The sequence below is a fragment of the Paenibacillus sp. FA6 genome, assembly GCF_051550225.1.
Classification (GTDB): domain Bacteria; phylum Bacillota; class Bacilli; order Paenibacillales; family Paenibacillaceae; genus Paenibacillus_AQ.
Genome location: NZ_CP188820.1, coordinates 1,550,411 through 1,567,382 on the forward strand (window position 1 = coordinate 1,550,411; position 16,972 = coordinate 1,567,382).

Sequence of the window (16,972 nt, forward strand, 5' to 3'; positions counted from 1 at the left end):
AAGAAAGGGATGGATCCATTTCATACATAGATGGCAAAGTCCCCTAACTTCCGTAGTGCACACTATGCCAATGATTGAGATATTTTACCTGAACGGAGGGATTAATGTGTTTACAATCATGAAGGGACCCTATTTGCAATGGCCAACTGAGAACAGTATGACATTCATGTGGGAGACATCAGAGCAAGCGGTCTCCAAAGTGGAAGTGTATATAGCAGAAAGAATACATAGCGGATATCAAGGCAACTATCGCAAACCGGATCATTTATTGTCAATATGTAAAGGTATCCGATGATTTGGAAATACGTGCTATCGATAATGAGGGCCGATTATTTGATATGCTCAAGATAAGAAAGGGCTTAGACGGAACAAAGGCATTCTTATGAGAGTCTAGTATTTAAGAAAGTAGTGATCTAAGAAATGGTGAATCAGACTAGGATTTACTTCGTAAGACATGCAGAATCACCCTTTATTGAGGGGGAAGAGCGTTCGAGAGGATTATCCGATAAAGGCATGCTCGATTCAATGAAGGTTAAAGAGTTGTTGATCAACGAAGGAATTGACGTATGGGTCTCAAGCCCATATGAAAGAGCTATACAAACGATTCAAAACCTAGCTGATGAACTTTTTGCGGATATCTTAATCGAAGAGGACTTGAGAGAAAGAGTGATAGGAGATTTCTCGAATTGGGGTTTTAAAGAAGCGAAAAGAAAAGTGTACGAAGACTTCAACTATACCTTCCCAAATGGAGAATCAAGTCAACAGGCCCAAAAAAGAGGGGTAGAAATTATTGAGAAGATACTTAATTATTATCAAGGAAAGCGGATTGCAATTGGCACACATGGAGACATCATGACCTTAATGATGAACCACTTCGATGCAGAATACGATTATTTTTTCTGGGGATCCACCACGATGCCGGATATATATAAGATGGATTTTGAAGGACTGGAATTATCTAATGTAACGAGATTGTGGAAATGAACGAAGAAAGTGGGCGAACAACGATGTATAAGGCCATTATATTTGACTTGGATAATACCCTATTAAATTTTAGTTCATGTGAAGTTGATTCCATGAAAAAAACGTGCAATGATCACCAGCTTTTTATGGATGATGTAATGGCATGGGATTTGTTTTGGAATGATTTCTCAGGTCATAATTTTCGTTATTGGGTGGATTTTGTCAATGGTGGTGAGATAAAATCCATCGAGGATGTATTAAGGTTTTCATTTAGAGATTCTCTCAATCTAGAGGAGTTACTACATAATAAATTATCAGACACGTACTGGAACTATTTCTGCAATACCTGTTATTTCGAGGATGGGGCAGAACAAATATTGTCCATATTTAAAGATAGATATCCTCTAGGGATCATTACAAATGGTATAAGTGTATCTCAAAGAAAAAGGCTTAAAGCAGGGAATATCGATCATTTGTTTAGTAGCCTAGTCATATCTGATGAAGTAGGGATTAGAAAACCACACAAAGAAATTTTTGATATTTCCTTAAATGACTTCCAACTTGGTAACAAAGAAGTCCTTTTTATAGGGGATTCACTACAAGATGACTATCATGGTGCTCTTAATTCAGGAATCGATTTTTGTTTTTACAATCGCCACAATGTCATGTTACCTGAAGGGATTAAGCCGAAATATAACATTTCAAATCTTATGGATCTTGTACATGTTGTGGGATTATAACAATTAGGAAACATATAAAGGTAAACGGAGATGTCTCCCAAGAAAACTGTGCAACTTACATGGACTCGGATTTTATTATTAATCTTTCAGAGAATATCTATTTAAAAGATAACCAGCCGACATTTGAAAGTTATATGTTACATGGTGAGGGGTACTACGTGTTGGTATTATGATATTGATCCAGAAGATTTGGAGTATACAAAAAATCTTATATCTAATTGGCTCAACGACAATACAACAGTGCAAGATTTGCTAATACCTAAAAATATGAAATGATAAGCAAAGTGAGGTGGCCTCTTTAGAAAGGGCCACCTTTTTTATTTGAGAATAGCAACATTATAACTAGAAACAAAAGAATATAGTTGGATTTGTTTTTCGAAATTAGATCTCCGTTTTGAGAAAAAAAAGACCACGTATTCGTCGCCAAATTTCCTATAAAGAGTTGCAGAATAGGATGAATATTTTTATTTAGATATTGAATATATATTAAATATATTGTATATTTATGCATATTAAAGTTAAGGGAGATTTGTTTGAATGAACAAAACAATTGAAGAATACTCATTAAACGCCTGGCCAGCATTACAGACACTTATTCAAGATGGCTGGCTATTGCGGTTTGCTGATGTATATACGAAAAGATCCAATTCCATAAATGCAATATATAACGGAATCGATGATAATCTAAAGAAGAAAATCATGAACTGTGAAGAGATCTATTCAAGATCTAACTTAGATGTCATTTTTAAGATAACACCCTTTGTACCAGAATCGTTAGATAAAGCGTTGGAGGATAGGGGATATGGCGTTCTAGACCCCTCAAGTGTACAAACATTAGAAAGCTTAACTGATATTAAAGAGCCATCTGTTAAAGATGTTGAGATTGCTGAATGATTGAACGATAAGTGGCTCGGAATCATGTCAGAAATGAATGGACTCTCAAAGTGTAACAAGTTAATTACTCAGAAGATAATAGCCGGTTCTCAGTTGAGAGGAGGTTATTTTACATTGTATAATAATTCAATTCCAGTAGCCTGTGGACTAGGTGTAGTAGAAGGGGATTATGTAGGATTATATGACGTTGTCACGGATAAACAATACAGAAATAAAGGGTATGGAGAACAATTGATACTACACATTTTACATTGGGCCAAATCGATCGGTGCAACTAAAAGTTATTTATTAGTCGTTAAGAATAACATTTCTGCAATCCAATTATATAACAAACTAAACTATAAAGAGCAATATACATACTGGTATAGACATAAGAAAGTGTTGTAAGTGTATAAATAATTCAACGTACAAGACCTTGTGCACCTTGCAGATGTTTGTGGTATTCTACTACGTTTCCTCTTGAAAAGTTATTCAAAACGAATAATATTAATGCGAAAATCTATGTAATATCTGTTATACTGTTCGTAAAGCGAACTATTTGGAAGGGTTAGATGTTTATATGGGATTAAAGGGAGTAATGTACAAATTTAAAGGGTTTTACAAATTCGGTGATATATCGTCAAAGATACGAGGGAAAGTATTCGTTAATAAAATGGGAGAAATCCGAGTTGGAAAGAATCTCTCCATAGTAGGACATCCATGGGCGGTTCAAATAACGAGTACCAAGGGTGCTACCTTAACCATCGGGGATCATGTATACGTTAATGCAGGAGTAGGAATCGCGGCTAATAAAGAAATTATCATTGGAGATCATGTCAAGATTGGTCCAAGAACGAGCATTTTTGATAGCAATTACCATCGTTTGGATTCTACGGACAAAGGTGAACTCAGCAAAAAAATAGTCATCGGCAATAATGTTTGGATTGGAGCGGATTGTACTATACTTCCGGGCGTTACGATCGGAGATAACGCTGTCATTGCCGCGAAGAGTACCGTGAATAAGGATATTCCTAACAATGTATTGGCGGGAGGAAGTCCAGCGAAAGTGATTCGAGAACTAATTATTGAGGATGGCTGGGTTAGAGATTAACTTGACAATCGTCTATTTATTTCTGTAAGATTGGACCAATCTTATAAGTAATACATCAAAACCCTTGAAATGCCAGTGTTTATAAGGTTTCCGAGAGGTAGCCTTATTTGATTAAATCACATAAAAATCACATTCTCTGCTAGAAATCAAAATTAAGAATATCTGCAAAGTGAGTTTTGATCTTTTCTGTGGTACTCTTTTTCATTTTATCGGAGACATGTGTATAGATCTTTAGGGTGGTTTTTGCATCGTCATGTCCAACCCGTTTCATGATGGTCTTTAGATCTACTCCTGCTTCCGCAAGCATACTAATGTGGGTATGCCGAAAGATATGAGGGGTTGCTCTCTTCTTTATATTTGTTTTCTTGAGTATTTTCTCCATTTTAGATAGTATATTTCCTTGAAAAAACGGGTACCCATTTTTACGGGCAAATACAAAGTCATTATCGTGGTAATCTAAGAACAAGGTTTTATTTATTAGCTTAGCTTCAGCTTGATTCTTCTTGTGTTTTTCAAGCCGTCTCATAATACTATCATCTAAATCAAAATCACGAATCGATGCGGTGGTTTTCGGGGGAGTCAACTTGTATTTTCGCATATTATTTGTGCGACTATATATCGTCTTGGTGATTCGCACTATATTGGTTATAAAACTCAGATCGGGCCATCTCCAGGCGCAAAGTTCTCCCGAGCGCATTCCGCTAAAAGCGAGCGTGAAGAATATCTCCACGTCTTGAGGCTCCCCATGTTCTAGCGTTGCAGATAAAAACTCAGCCAACTCTGATTTCTCAAGGTAACCTTCTTCAATAGTGGCACTCTCAATTTCTTCGACGGTTAGCATTTTAACAGGAATCACAACATCGATACAAGGGTTATCTAATCTCATCTTATGTTTGATGGCATGTTTCATTATCATGTTCGCGGTACTGTGCACGCCTAGAATAGTATTCCTGGAGTATTCCTCATCGTCCAAATTATTAATAAAATTTTGATATTGTCTATGCGTGATCTTATCTATAGTAACTTTAGCAAAGTATCGTAATAGTATCTTTATCTCCGTTGTCCTTGCGTCTACCGTACTGTCCTTCACGTTCCCCTTTGAATAAGTTTTAAGCCAATCCCATGCGACATCTTCGAATGTCATCTTCTTAAATTTCTTATTGTCGATTCCGTGTCCTAACAATTTATTTGAAACATCCTGACAGCGTTGCTCTGCTTCTTTCTTTGTATCCCCTCGGCGAGGTATCTGATTGCGCTTGCCCGTGACCGGATCGGGGGGACCATCAATTGTACATATCCATTTATACCCCTGCTTGTTGTTTGCAGGGATTTTAGTGTAGCTAGCCACATTGATCTCCTCCTAAAAATATGACTTTTCAAAATCCATGACATTTTCTATATCGCTAAATTGGAGCACTAATCTCCGAGCATTGTACCTGTATCGTTCAGCGATACCGCGTAGATTTAGAACGATATGATTCTCTCTAAATTCGATATCATCTGAAAAGATAGGCTTTCCAATGAAGTCATGGATATTACCCTTTTCTATTTGTATAAACGGTCCATTAGGAGAGAAGAGTAACTCTTCTTGATTAATTAACAAATCATGGTCAACATTCACGATGATTTGTGATGGTGCATCATAATTTCCGTTTGGATCATAGTAGGCATAGATAGCCAATCCATTGTTAAGATTCTCGCTTGTGGCTGCCACTTCGTTGTGTAGGGCATGTTCATTCATTACGGCATCAAAGAGCCCCTGTAATTCGCGACGTTGAATCTGATCCAGTCGCTGCTCTGCGAATTCATGAGTGACCTGAAACTTGCGGGCTATATAGTTTATCGCTTCCCCTCGCTGATCTGGAATTGATAGTTTTGCAAACATCGAGAAGGGGATAGCTGCATACATAACAAACAGATTCGCCTCATCCTCTTGAGCTTGAGTAAACAATTCCGGGAGTACCGTTTGATTACCAGCATGACGTAGAAGATGGCACAGCTCGTGCAGGAATTCTAGATGTTGTTCTTCTGACGGTATTCGACCATCTAGGAACATGCTGTGCATACCTGCAACTGACTCTAAAGCTCGACTTCTAATGTCCATATAATGAACCCAAACATTTAAGCGATGGGAAATCTCATCAACCGTAATTTGATGGGGTTCGATAATGTTGCATTGAAGATATATATCCTCCAGAAACTCTTCTAGTGCAGTCATTTTATAGTGCTTATATATGGTGAAAACCTCTGATTTTCGAATGTATGTTCTGTTTTGTGGTGAAAAGAAAAGCCATTTCTGGCTTGGGGGATTAATTTAATAATTTTCTACTGTAACAGCCGCTTCCTTATATGCTTGTTCTATTTCAAAAGTAGCAGCTGACTTTCGTTGTCTAATTAACAAGGATTCTCTATATTGTTCTGCTTCTGCAGTTTTGATGAATTCTACGGTTTTATCGTGATTCTTCTTAATAACGTCTTCGATTTCATCAAGGGTGACTCTAAAAAACTCCCTTCTATAATTAATTGCATTTACTTTTCTGTCTTCAAACATATTATGTAACGCATTTTCAAGTTTCGGTGCGTCATCTGAGAATATCATGGCATGCACATCGAAATTGAAAGGAACAGAGGCATCACTTAGTTCATATACACGATCATATGGATCAAGTCTTCTAGTCATCCCGATTTTAAATATATTCTCGCCAAACGCACCGATATTAGAAATAACATAAACATAGCCAGCTCTCTGATTCGCTTCGCGATAATCAATATCTTTAAGTTGACGATCAATTTCTATTAAGTTTAGATTTAGTTCGTCAATTTTTTCTTGAATGGAGGTACGTTCTTCTATAGAGTCGCATGCTTCCAGTTGTTTTTTTGCTTTATCAAGTGCATTAGAGTGATGTTTCTTTTCTTTATCGACTGTCTTGCGAGTTTCCTCAATTTCCTTTTGAAGTTTGGCTTCTTCACGTATTTGATCTCGAATCTGTTTTTGTTCCTCTTTCTCTTCCTGTTTTTTTAATTGAAATTCATGGGCCAAGTAGAGTTCTTCAAATTTCAATTTTTTATATTCGAAGGAGATAGATACCTGCATGATTTTCCCGAGTTTTTCTAGTGCATCATATGAACTGTTAATTCTCTTTTCATGAGTTTCAATATTATTAAATTTGACATTAGAGACACATACATCACATTCATTATTGAAGGACCGTAGTACGAGCTTAATCATATCGTTAACCATCTTTTTGCCTTCAGAAGCTTTATTGTTGACGGTCCAACCCATATTTCCTGTACAAGCGGTTCCGGCTTTAATCATATTTTTTTGCTGTACTCTAATCGAATCCAGCTTGATATTGTAGTCAGAACTATTTTGTAACTCATATTTCGGCTCATAATGTGCAAAGGATTCTAGCAATAGTTGTTCATCTATAACTAATAGTTTTTGTTTTTGGGCTTCGTATTGAGTGGTTAGAGTTAAAAGAATCGAATTTGCCGTCTGGGTATCATATTCAATTTTTTCTTTCTCACTGATTGAAGATGCGATTTCCTTTTTTAAATCAAGTAATTCGTAATGTTCAGGTTGTAAAAGCGATTTAAGTTCAGCATTTTCATTTTGAAGAGTTAATATTTTATCTTTAAACTTTGTAATCTTAAAAATATCGAATAGACTCATAAAACCACCTCCGGTAGATCTCCTATATTTGTCGGGAGGAGGGCTTATATTATTGGTAGTTGTTGTACAAAGTGTTTGTTCTACCGTAATTTCAGAAGGTGATTCTACCAAAGTCGATAGCGGTTCCACGTATATTTCTCGTGGTGCGCTTCCTTCATATGGACCAACTATCCCTATCTGCTCCATCGTGTCAATTAACCCTGCACATTCAGTATATCCAAGTCTCATTTGTCTTTGAAGAATAGAAACGGAAGCGTTCTTCGCCTTTAGAACCACTTGTACTGCCTTTTGTAATAGCGCTAGATCTTCTTCTGTTAACTTCGATATTTGAGAAGTAATGATTAATCTTGAGGGTGGCTTATTATCTTTAATTAATTGCACTCTTAATCTTTTAAGAAGGTCGCTCATATTGATCACCTTATCTATCCCCATCGGTTGAGGTATTTGCTAAAGGTAGAATGTATGTTTGGTGTGACGGTAAAAATAAAAGCCGTTAGGGCTTATATGTGTAGTAAAGGGAAGCTGAGACAATGGAGTATGATGCTATCTTTCATCCATTGTCAGAATCAGTAGTCTATAAACGATGAATACACCAAGATAAGCTCCAGTTATCAGAAAAAAAGGATTAAGAAAAATGCCGTGAATTGCAGTCATAAATACAGTATTGTCGATTAGGATTTGAAATATGGAAGTTGATGCAATAATCCCGAAAATAATTGCTGACATAACAGCTATAATATTAAAAATAATTTGGAATTTCTTACTTTTATTCTGTATATAAAACATAACAATTGGAAAAGAAACGCTGGCAATAACTAATAAAATCTTCAAAAAACCCCTCCTTTCATATATAGCTAATTATCACCTGAAATATAGGCGGATAAACAAAGGTGGAATAATACTTACTTAATAAGTAGACAGGATGGTGTGATTTAATTGCGGATAAACTCAATGCTGCGTAATTTGAAGATTAAGCGCAAACCAAAGGGGGAAATACATGACAACCAAACCGTTAACCTGGCGTCAAACTGAGGCAATGGACTTCATAAAGTCATTCATTATTAAAAATACGTATCCGCAAACTGTCCGGGAGATTGCAGAGCATCTTGATTTGGAGTCACATTCCATAGCGTTTTGTTTACTTGAGCAGCTAGTTAGCAAGGGGTACGTCAAAAAGGGTGTAGGTCCGCGAATGATTCAGGTCGTTACTAAGCAAGACACGCCTGATTTCTCTAAATGGACCGAGGACCAACTAGAGAAGCATATCATTGGGATTTTACAAAAGCATGGGATTGACGCTCAAGCGGAAGTAACGGATATCGAGGATGAGGTCGTTGATAACCGGCGGGCCGGACGAATTGAACTGATCTTTGATGTGATTGTTCTGAAGGAGGTAGATCAAATATGAAAGCTATAACCATCATTCAGCCATGGGCAACGCTGATTGCGCTCGGATAAAAGAAATTTGAAACGCGTAGCTGGGTAACAAAACACCGCGGACCATTGGCAATTCATGCCGGGAAGAAAGTGGATAAGGATGCATGGATGGAACCTGAAATCTACGATGCATTACGAAAGCATGGAATCCTGACCATTAATGATTTGCCTACGGGTGCAATCCTAGCAACATGTAACTTATCAGATTGTTACAAGGTTGAAAGGAAGGCATCTGAACAAGAAGATAGTGGACCTGTATGGCTTAAGAGTACGACTGCTGGGGGTATAACGTTAGGTTGGGCTGGGAAGTTCCCTGATGAGTACTATTTTGGAGATTACACCGATGGCCGCTATGCCTGGGAACTCGCTGATATAAAACCTTTAAAGGATCCGATCCCAAGCAAAGGGCAGCAAGGTCTTTGGAATTGGGAGGCACAGTCATGACGTAGCAAGTACAAATGCGCAGTAGACACAAACTGTTCAACTTATTAAATTATTTAAACGTTGAAATACAGGATAGAAAATAGCCTACATTCATTAAAATGTAGGCTAAGCAATATAAGTTAATCTGTTATTAATTTCGAATAAGTACTTAGATCAATAAACTTTTCTTTTGATTTTTCGCACTTTCTCATTGTTCCTTCGAATGTAAAGTTTAACTTTTGTAAGACTTTTATGGAATTGATGTTTTCAGGTTCAACTTTTGCTTCTATTCTATTGAATTCTAAAGCGCTAAACGCATAATCCATTAGAGAGAGAATGGCTTCCTTCGCATATCCCTTGCCCCAAAAATCTTTACTAATATCGTAACCGATTTCTGCTTTGGCGTTTGAGAAATCTAAGGAGTTATAACCACAAGAACCGATAATTTCATTTGATTCTAATTCAATTATTGAATAACGAATAGCTCGGTTTTCCCGATATAACTTATCAAGTATTTCAATCATATCTACTGCTTGGCTTTCATCAGTGAAACTATTGATATTCATAAACTTTGTAACTTCTGGATCAGACCAAATTGTAAACAAGCTAGCCGAGTCTGATGCTTTCATTTTTCTTAAAACTAATCTTTGGGTTTGTAGTTTTGTAATCAATATTTTACCTCCATTTATGTTTTTATTTTGGGGTCAAGATATTGATATCTGCGCATAGTCCAGTCCCTTCATGGTTCAAGATAATATTATTATACAAGTTAAAAAGGATAAAACAAGAAAGTTTAAAGATTTTGGTTATGTCACAGTTCGAAGATATAGCGCAATAAAAAGGAGGGAATGAATTGAATACTAGAATCAGACTCAAAGAAAACACCTACTTGATACCATCAAAACCGCCATCAACTCTAAAGGTGCTACATCCTCAGATTAAGGTAGACGGTAACTGGTGCTATATAAAGGACGAAAGCACTCAGACCAAGCTAGCAGAGGCTAATGATGAAATTCATGCATATAAACAGGCGGTTGTAGCTCTTCGCAAAGTTGATAAGGGGAGAGAGGAAGAAAAACATGATCAAGAAAATAATAAAACGTTTCAGACCATCTAATGGTGGAGGCTTATTTCACAATACTCGTGAGGACGTGGCTGCCTTAGCAAAGTTTTGCAACGAACTAGTTGATAAGGTCAACGAACTCACGGATAAAGTGAATGAAAAGTAGTTTGAAATCAAAGACCCCCAATACCTGGCCGGCGCGGGGGTCAATCGGTAAATGTTTCCTTCATCCTCATCCAATTATAACACAAAGGGGAATGAGGGGAATGGCGATGGCATGGGGATAAGGGGAGCTCTTTCCAGAAGCGAACAAAACAGAGATCCAGCGAACAAAATTCTTGCTCGGTAAATATAAAAGCATGATTTCACTTATGAGCGACTTTGAAAATTTCGGACAAGAACTGAAACAAGTTGCCATAGATGGGGAATCGGCAAGACGGATCGGTCAGGAGGACATGCATGCTGACAAGACAGCAAATGCAGCCATTCTAATCGAAAAGCAACGCTGGGTGTATCAACAATATAACTTCTATACTCATCAACTAAGGAGAGCGTGGGGGATCATACGAGATGACGATTCAAAGAAGGCTATTGATTATCGATATATCCAGGGATATTCATATAAAGAGACATGGCTTGAGCGACAGCACGATCCGCAGGAAGATTGCTGAGGGTGAAGAGAGTATGGCTAATACACTTAAGCTTATGGGGTTTTTCCAGCAAGACGATGCGCAGTTTTAGGTAGGTATTAGACACAAACTGTGCAGGATGAGTTTCAAAGAATTGTAATTATCTCTAAAAAAATAGCCCTTCTTAATTAGCTAATTAAGAAGGGCTTATGGCTTATTAAACTTATTTTTTTATTCAATGAGGTGATCTAGAATTAAAAGTTATGGTTTTATTTCCCTTTGATAAAAGTCATATAATTGATTAATAGAAGAACTTGACAAGATATGACTGGCCCGTTCAATTTTCTCGCGTTCCCAATCGAACCAACGCATTTCCTTTAACTTTTCGATTTCTTTGTCTGTAAAGCGTTTCTTTATCTCTTTAGCAGGGTTACCGCCCACTATCGTATATGGTGGGACATCTTTTGCTACAACCGATCCAGCCGCAACAATGGAACCTTCACCTATTGTCACACCTGGCATAATCATTGCATTCATGCCAATCCAGGCATCACTTTCGATGATGGTATCCCCTTTTGGTTCATAAGAAGTTTCAATCTTCTCCACAAACGGATACACAGTAATCCATTCAGGATGATGATTGTGATTTCCACCCATTAAAATAATTACACCACTTGCAATGCATACGTAATTTCCAATAATCAACTTATCTATATGCCAACCGTGATCTTCAATGGGGTTAAATAGCTTTCTAGATTTTTCATCCCCCCATAGGTATCTAACGCACCCATCTTCAAAATCATGGTTATCGTAATAACCAGAATAGTAAGAGTATTCCCCTACTTTAATCATTGGGTTGGTGACAATATCCTTTAGATACTTAATTTCAGACCAGTGTTCAAATCGATGTTTTTTCATTATTTTCCCTCGCTTCTAAGTAGTATAGATCATTTTTTACTTAGAAGCTTAATGCGGTAGCAACATTCTTAAACCGTTTCAAACGACGAACCATCGTCCTCATCCTTTTCCTATTTGTTGTTGAGATTGTAACAAACGAATTATCTGTTCGTCAAACTCACAGTTATTGTGAGGAAGAAGATTAATGTCGCAGTACGAAAATTAAGCGAAGTAAAGGGAGAGATTTAAAGTGAAATATAATAATCCTGCTATAGAGATCATGAAAGAGATTGAAAGATATGCGATGAAAAGAGAAAAGGAATACAAAATACACGGGTTAACCTTTGATGCGGCTGAATTTATAAAACAAGTTAAACAGACTAGGTTAACTACTCATATGAATTTGAGACAAGCGTTTGAATATGTACGCAATAAGTTTTATCGGTACAGTTCGAGGATTTAAAGTGTTAACGATTTCTAATTATTATTTGACTGTAAAGTGAGCACAACCTGAACGTAAGCTGACCCTAAGTTGAGCACCACATGACAGTTTTTCCATGGTATATTAGGAACATAGAAATAGGCGAGAATGACACGCACAGCTGCTCATGCAGCGTTAAACTGGGGCGTAAATCTTCTCGCCGTTTTACAATTAGTAGATTAATTTAACTGAAAGCTTCAAAAGTAAATGTGAATAAAGAGTTAATATTACTACAAGGAAACCAATAAGTAATCGACCAACTACTGCAATATAATTATCATCTAAAAGAAATGAGATAAGAAAAATTATGATATTTAATAAAACATAAAAAATCGTTACGTGTACAAATGTCACAAGTTCATTTTTGATTTTATTGTCTTGACTAGTGTTATGGGAAGCAAGAGCCGCTATAGCAGCCAGTAATGCTCCGTAACCAATGGAGATTGTAAAATTAACAGTTGCCATTTTTTCGAAAATATTGCTTAGTTTACTCATATCGTCTGTACCAATAACTATAAATAGGAAGACGAAAACAGACACACCAATATAAATAATAATAGAACTCTGATGTAATGATTTTGACAAGATAAATCACCTCTCATTTTTATCTAATATTACAGTAAGGTTTTATTTAATGGTATATAGGACGTCGACAAATATAGAATTAGTGAGGAAAACTAATAAATACTAACAAAAATGAACGTTCATAACGTTTGTATCGGTTGACTCTGATTTCAGGAGCTTGTTAAAATGGTCTTGTCCTTCTTTGTAACAAAGTACGCATGCTTTAAAGCAAAGAGCAAAGCATTTTTGCTGCGGACGTTACGGACGCCAATCTTTAGATTCGTAACAAAAGTATCAATTATCGTAATAAAATCATGAAATAACGTACATATTCAGACGAAGTCGTTCCTTATGGAGCGGCTTTTTCTATTTTATATTTTAGAATTTAGGAGGAATAGTGATGAAGTTAAAGAGGGTTAAGGATCCACCGGTGTATAAGCAGCCGGTTAAGTGCAAGGGATGCGATTGGGGTCGCTGGGATGGTATGAACGTTGTGTTAAGTGGTGGCGAAGGGTGTAGGAGGTAAGTCTCTCTTGATGTCGAATATTGTGATGTTAGGGGGGATGAGGATGGACTTTCAATTTCCGAATATCAGAATGCCAGAGTTTAAAATTCCTGAAATTGTGAACTCACCGGCTCAAAACACCGCAAGTGAGTTTTACAAGAAAATTGTTAAAATGATCAATAAATTTGATCAAAGCTTGGATGAAACCAAAGAAGTAGGAGTTAGATTGGTTTCTTTTGGACAAACGGTAACATTTCATATTACTGATGTCAGCTATGACGACCCAAGTTTAATAATGTTCAGTGGTTATTTGGAAAATGGCGATCCAGTAAATCTAGTTCAACATGTCTCGCAAATTAGCTTTTTGCTGATGGCAGTGCAAAGAAGAGAACCCGAAGAACCTAAGGGGCAAATAGGATTCAGCGCAGCACCTTAACCGGTGCTTTTTCTTTTGCTCTTATAAAGGGAAATCTCTTTTGATGTCGAATTGTGATGTCGAGGGGAGGGATATAGATGGCTAGTAATTTTAAAGAAGGAATTCCTACGAACTATGAACAATTGAAAAACGATGCAAATAACAAGAGCAGCTGGAAAGTTCGGATAGAAGCTGTTCGAGAATTGAGTGGATGGAAGTGTCGTCAGTCGATTGACATTCTGTGGAAAAGGATGATGAGTGACGACGTTTATAAAGTTCAGCACGCAGCATTCCTTGGTCTTCAGGCATTTGGTGAAAGGGCTAGAATTCCGAGAAAAAAAAGAGGTAATTTGATAAAAGCTATACATAAATACCTTGGATCAGTTAAGAATAGTCTTCCAGAAGAGCATTCATACGCAGAGTTCAAAGAAGCATTTCAGAAAAATCGACCCGTTGAATACGATACTTATGAAGGTGACAAGGAATCACGATTCGATTCATGGTTAGAAAGCGCATGGAAGTCTCTTCCTAAAAAGAAGTAATTGATAGAGCGCCCTAATCGGTTCATTTTTACTAAACCAAATGAATGAGAGGGGATTTATATTGACGGAGGTAGGGGAATTGGTTAGTGATTTAGGATATTTAATTCTACCGTTCGTCCAGAGATATTCTTAACACCAGTCACAAAGGCTCAAACGAATAAAAGAAGAGATCCTAATTCAACCTTTCAAGTGCTAATGGAGTTACCTGATAGTTTAAAGCCAGACTCCCCTTTACCTTTAGATGATATAGAGATAGATAAGGGGGAGGAGCCTTCAGTTACTTTGAAAAGTATTCTTGAATCTAATTCGCATGCGGAAAGTGCTTCGGAATTGAATAATAAAATACTTAGAAATTTTGCTCGTTTTATGCGGAGCTAGTAGGTGAGAGAGATGAGTGGGCCAACGAATACCGAAGTTAATGAAAAGTTGAAGGCACTAACGGATTTTATCACTATTGATATTGAGGAAGGGGTTACTTCTGGATCAAGATTAACCCGAAAATCAACCATTCTAAAAATTGTGATAATAGTATTTTCCTCCTCAATAGCAGTGGTCCTCGGTTGGAGTTTTCTTGGAGATGCTGGTAAATATACTGCTATTCTGCTAAGTGCAGCATTAACAGGACTGAATACATGGGATGCATTTGTAAATTACCATGAGCGGTCACAGCAAGAGAAACGAAATATCAGCAAATTAATTAATTTGCTGAAGGATCTACTGTTATACTCACAAGGAAACGACGATACTGATTTCAGCGAATATCTAAAATTTAAAGAGAGATATGATCAGATAAATGAAGAATATATGGTTGAAAGGAATAAGCCTGAAAAGCCATTAGATCCTACCCCTTAAAAGCTAGATAAACGTTTATGTGTAGTTATAGTAGACAACTAAATTATTCTTGTAACATATACTTAACCTCTAATATAGCCATCACTACATATGATACCTTGCTGGCTAGAGTGCTGGCAGGGTATTTTACGTTATAAGAATGAACCATTAGACAGGATAGTTGAAGAAGGACTGTTTATTTTAGAGGGTATTTAACATCTATTATCGAAACAAATATAAATGGATTAATAATTTTGATAGGGGAAGAGTGAAGAATGTATATAAAAACAGATAGATTATTGATACGCAAATTTGAAGTTATAGATTGGCAGGCTGTACATGAGTATACATCAGACATTAACGTTATGAAATATTTACCTACTGGGATTTTTTCTGAAGAAGATGCTAAGGAGTTTATAAATAAAAACACGGGTGATAACGCCGGGAATTTTCCTGTTATATTAATGGAAGAAAATCTTCTCATTGGTCACATTGTTTTTTATAAGTATTTTGGTGATCATACTTATGAGATCGGGTGGGTGTTTAATCCTAAATATCACAAAAAAGGGTATGCTTATGAAGCAGCACAAGCTATATTAAAATACGGTTTTGAGAAAATGAAATTACATAGGATTATTGCTACATGTCAGCCTCAGAATATTTCATCATATCGAGTAATGGAGAAAATTGGAATGAGGAGAGAAGGATATTTTAAAAAATGTATACCAGATGGTGTTGAATGGTGGGATGAATACTATTACGCTATTTTGGAAGAAGAATGGAAATAAGCTATAAGGTGTTTTTAGATGAAGATAAATTCCTAACTTATTGTACTAACGGAACGCGATAGTTCGATAAACGAAGGGCTGTCGAGTGTAGCCCTTTGTTCAGCTAACGGGTAGAATAGCGTGGAGTTTAATTAAAAGAAAATATTTACAATTAGGAACAAATGTTCTACTGTAGAAGAGCGAACTTATTACATAGGAGGCTCATGGAAATGATAAATCGAATTTCAACGCCGTTTAGCTATTCGTCTGCTGTTGAGGCTGGAGATTATGTGTTTCTAGGATTACATAGAGGTTTTGGAGTAAACTTTACCGAGCAGATTCACAATACTTTTTCACACTTAAAAGACACACTCAATCAACTCGACTTACCACTTCAAAACGTTGTAAAAGTTAATGTTTACCTCAAAAATATTAAGGACTTACCCGAAATGGAACAAGTTTTTTGTGAGTATTTTGAGAAGGACAATTTCCCTGCAAGAATGACATCCACAACAGAGTTCATCGATTCAGATTGTCTTATGATGATTGACGGAATAGCGTACCAAGGATTGAACTAACGGGACATGATAGTGCATAATAAAGACCACAGAGGCATAATGCCAACGTGGTCTTATTTGTTTTCTATATAATAAGCTAACAGAGTTATATCAAGGTCTAACCTCGATATAATCTCCTTTAAGGTTCATTCTCTAATATATCAAAACCCCCTTTTAATACATATGATACCTTGCTGGGATAGGGCCAGTAGGGTTTTCTACGTAAGCGTCAAATACAGCCCACCTTCATCTCCTAACCTATTCATGAGAAGATACAGTCAACCTAATGAATAAGGGGCTGTCTCATATGACTAAGAAAGAACAGAAACATCAAGAATGGAATATGCGTATCGCAGACTACAAAGCTAACGGTCTTACCATGTCTGCTTGGTGTCAGGCTAATCAATTAACGAAGGAAATTGTTCCTTATTTCAAACAACGAGGTAATTACAATTAGTGGAACAAATATAAAGATGTTATCTTGAATCTCAAAAACGATAG

Annotated in this window: 24 protein-coding genes and 1 pseudogene; 17 read left to right on the plus strand and 8 right to left on the minus strand. The window is 36.7% G+C overall.

Annotation, left to right across the window (positions count from 1 at the left end; all coding sequences use genetic code 11):
• Nucleotides 1–106 precede the first annotated feature (106 nt).
• The 6 genes from ACP8HI_RS07085 to ACP8HI_RS07110 all read left to right on the plus strand — a co-directional run bounded on the left by ACP8HI_RS07085 (nucleotide 107) and on the right by ACP8HI_RS07110 (nucleotide 3,687).
• Complete coding sequence (locus ACP8HI_RS07085; protein WP_438350414.1) at nucleotides 107–295, plus strand: hypothetical protein; 189 nt, start codon at nucleotides 107–109, stop codon at nucleotides 293–295.
• Between the two features lie 125 nt (nucleotides 296–420).
• Nucleotides 421–984 carry a histidine phosphatase family protein gene (locus ACP8HI_RS07090; RefSeq protein WP_438350415.1) on the plus strand — a complete coding sequence of 188 codons (564 nt, stop codon included), beginning with the start codon at nucleotides 421–423 and terminating at the stop codon, nucleotides 982–984.
• The gene (locus ACP8HI_RS07095; protein WP_438350416.1) at nucleotides 981–1,703 is read left to right on the plus strand and encodes an HAD family hydrolase; all 723 of its coding nucleotides are present in this window, start codon (nucleotides 981–983) and stop codon (nucleotides 1,701–1,703) included. Before ACP8HI_RS07090 ends, ACP8HI_RS07095 begins: the two co-directional genes overlap by 4 nt.
• 537 nt (nucleotides 1,704–2,240) lie before the next feature.
• Nucleotides 2,241–2,597 carry a hypothetical protein gene (locus ACP8HI_RS07100; RefSeq protein ID WP_438350417.1) on the plus strand — a complete coding sequence of 119 codons (357 nt, stop codon included), beginning with the start codon at nucleotides 2,241–2,243 and terminating at the stop codon, nucleotides 2,595–2,597.
• A gap of 33 nt (nucleotides 2,598–2,630) precedes the next feature.
• Nucleotides 2,631–2,984, plus strand: a complete 354-nt coding sequence (locus ACP8HI_RS07105) for a GNAT family N-acetyltransferase (RefSeq protein WP_438351734.1) — start codon at nucleotides 2,631–2,633, stop codon at nucleotides 2,982–2,984.
• 190 nt (nucleotides 2,985–3,174) lie between these two features.
• Nucleotides 3,175–3,687, plus strand: coding sequence for an acyltransferase (locus tag ACP8HI_RS07110; protein ID WP_438350418.1), 513 nt, complete (start codon nucleotides 3,175–3,177; stop codon nucleotides 3,685–3,687).
• Nucleotides 3,688–3,826: 139 nt separating this feature from the next.
• On the opposite strand, the gene ACP8HI_RS07115 is transcribed toward ACP8HI_RS07110, so the two are convergent.
• From ACP8HI_RS07115 to ACP8HI_RS07135, 5 genes and pseudogenes are all read right to left on the minus strand, one after another.
• Nucleotides 3,827–5,035, minus strand: a complete 1,209-nt coding sequence (locus ACP8HI_RS07115) for a tyrosine-type recombinase/integrase (protein ID WP_438350419.1) — start codon at nucleotides 5,033–5,035, stop codon at nucleotides 3,827–3,829.
• Between the two features lie 12 nt (nucleotides 5,036–5,047).
• A complete protein-coding gene (locus tag ACP8HI_RS07120; protein ID WP_438350420.1) occupies nucleotides 5,048–5,905 on the minus strand; it encodes an ImmA/IrrE family metallo-endopeptidase in 858 nt (285 codons plus the stop codon).
• A 96-nt stretch (nucleotides 5,906–6,001) separates the two neighbouring features.
• Nucleotides 6,002–7,360 (minus strand): DUF4041 domain-containing protein, encoded by a 1,359-nt coding sequence (locus ACP8HI_RS07125; protein ID WP_438351735.1) that lies wholly within the window; start codon nucleotides 7,358–7,360, stop codon nucleotides 6,002–6,004.
• Nucleotides 7,361–7,492: 132 nt separating this feature from the next.
• Nucleotides 7,493–7,657, minus strand: a pseudogene (locus tag ACP8HI_RS07130) (DNA translocase FtsK); the annotation flags it as partial.
• 246 nt (nucleotides 7,658–7,903) lie between these two features.
• Complete coding sequence (locus tag ACP8HI_RS07135; protein WP_438350421.1) at nucleotides 7,904–8,191, minus strand: transposase; 288 nt, start codon at nucleotides 8,189–8,191, stop codon at nucleotides 7,904–7,906.
• 166 nt (nucleotides 8,192–8,357) lie between these two features.
• On the opposite strand from ACP8HI_RS07135, the gene ACP8HI_RS07140 reads away from it, so the two are divergent.
• Both ACP8HI_RS07140 and ACP8HI_RS07145 read left to right on the plus strand, forming a co-directional pair.
• Nucleotides 8,358–8,768 carry a hypothetical protein gene (locus ACP8HI_RS07140; protein WP_438350422.1) on the plus strand — a complete coding sequence of 137 codons (411 nt, stop codon included), beginning with the start codon at nucleotides 8,358–8,360 and terminating at the stop codon, nucleotides 8,766–8,768.
• A gap of 95 nt (nucleotides 8,769–8,863) precedes the next feature.
• The gene (locus ACP8HI_RS07145) at nucleotides 8,864–9,241 is read left to right on the plus strand and encodes a 2-oxoglutarate dehydrogenase E1 (RefSeq protein ID WP_438350423.1); all 378 of its coding nucleotides are present in this window, start codon (nucleotides 8,864–8,866) and stop codon (nucleotides 9,239–9,241) included.
• A 119-nt stretch (nucleotides 9,242–9,360) separates the two neighbouring features.
• Here ACP8HI_RS07145 and ACP8HI_RS07150 read toward each other — a convergent pair whose 3' ends face one another.
• The gene (locus ACP8HI_RS07150) at nucleotides 9,361–9,891 is read right to left on the minus strand and encodes a GNAT family N-acetyltransferase (protein WP_438350424.1); all 531 of its coding nucleotides are present in this window, start codon (nucleotides 9,889–9,891) and stop codon (nucleotides 9,361–9,363) included.
• Between the two features lie 182 nt (nucleotides 9,892–10,073).
• Here ACP8HI_RS07150 and ACP8HI_RS07155 point away from each other — a divergent pair, with 182 nt between their 5' ends.
• Both ACP8HI_RS07155 and ACP8HI_RS07160 read left to right on the plus strand, forming a co-directional pair.
• Entirely contained in the window at nucleotides 10,074–10,337 is a 264-nt protein-coding gene (locus ACP8HI_RS07155; protein ID WP_438350425.1) for a hypothetical protein, read from the plus strand.
• Between the two features lie 317 nt (nucleotides 10,338–10,654).
• Complete coding sequence (locus tag ACP8HI_RS07160; RefSeq protein WP_438350426.1) at nucleotides 10,655–10,954, plus strand: hypothetical protein; 300 nt, start codon at nucleotides 10,655–10,657, stop codon at nucleotides 10,952–10,954.
• A gap of 219 nt (nucleotides 10,955–11,173) precedes the next feature.
• Here the strand turns inward: ACP8HI_RS07160 and ACP8HI_RS07165 are convergent, their stop codons facing one another.
• A complete protein-coding gene (locus tag ACP8HI_RS07165; protein ID WP_438350427.1) occupies nucleotides 11,174–11,830 on the minus strand; it encodes a CatB-related O-acetyltransferase in 657 nt (218 codons plus the stop codon).
• A gap of 229 nt (nucleotides 11,831–12,059) precedes the next feature.
• Between ACP8HI_RS07165 and ACP8HI_RS07170 the strand changes: the two genes are divergently transcribed.
• The gene (locus ACP8HI_RS07170) at nucleotides 12,060–12,272 is read left to right on the plus strand and encodes a hypothetical protein (protein ID WP_438350428.1); all 213 of its coding nucleotides are present in this window, start codon (nucleotides 12,060–12,062) and stop codon (nucleotides 12,270–12,272) included.
• A gap of 189 nt (nucleotides 12,273–12,461) precedes the next feature.
• On the opposite strand, the gene ACP8HI_RS07175 is transcribed toward ACP8HI_RS07170, so the two are convergent.
• Nucleotides 12,462–12,875, minus strand: a complete 414-nt coding sequence (locus ACP8HI_RS07175; RefSeq protein WP_438350429.1) for a hypothetical protein — start codon at nucleotides 12,873–12,875, stop codon at nucleotides 12,462–12,464.
• A 548-nt stretch (nucleotides 12,876–13,423) separates the two neighbouring features.
• Here ACP8HI_RS07175 and ACP8HI_RS07180 point away from each other — a divergent pair.
• From ACP8HI_RS07180 to tnpA, 6 genes are all read left to right on the plus strand, one after another.
• Nucleotides 13,424–13,795 carry a DUF6173 family protein gene (locus ACP8HI_RS07180; protein ID WP_438350430.1) on the plus strand — a complete coding sequence of 124 codons (372 nt, stop codon included), beginning with the start codon at nucleotides 13,424–13,426 and terminating at the stop codon, nucleotides 13,793–13,795.
• Nucleotides 13,796–13,872: 77 nt separating this feature from the next.
• Complete coding sequence (locus ACP8HI_RS07185; RefSeq protein ID WP_438350431.1) at nucleotides 13,873–14,316, plus strand: HEAT repeat domain-containing protein; 444 nt, start codon at nucleotides 13,873–13,875, stop codon at nucleotides 14,314–14,316.
• A 390-nt stretch (nucleotides 14,317–14,706) separates the two neighbouring features.
• The gene (locus ACP8HI_RS07190; RefSeq protein ID WP_438350432.1) at nucleotides 14,707–15,168 is read left to right on the plus strand and encodes a hypothetical protein; all 462 of its coding nucleotides are present in this window, start codon (nucleotides 14,707–14,709) and stop codon (nucleotides 15,166–15,168) included.
• A 254-nt stretch (nucleotides 15,169–15,422) separates the two neighbouring features.
• Entirely contained in the window at nucleotides 15,423–15,935 is a 513-nt protein-coding gene (locus ACP8HI_RS07195; protein WP_438350433.1) for a GNAT family N-acetyltransferase, read from the plus strand.
• Between the two features lie 209 nt (nucleotides 15,936–16,144).
• Nucleotides 16,145–16,492 carry a RidA family protein gene (locus ACP8HI_RS07200; protein WP_438350434.1) on the plus strand — a complete coding sequence of 116 codons (348 nt, stop codon included), beginning with the start codon at nucleotides 16,145–16,147 and terminating at the stop codon, nucleotides 16,490–16,492.
• Nucleotides 16,493–16,778: 286 nt separating this feature from the next.
• Nucleotides 16,779–16,928 carry an IS66 family insertion sequence element accessory protein TnpA gene (gene tnpA / locus ACP8HI_RS07205; protein WP_438350435.1) on the plus strand — a complete coding sequence of 50 codons (150 nt, stop codon included), beginning with the start codon at nucleotides 16,779–16,781 and terminating at the stop codon, nucleotides 16,926–16,928.
• Nucleotides 16,929–16,972: the final 44 nt, after the last annotated feature.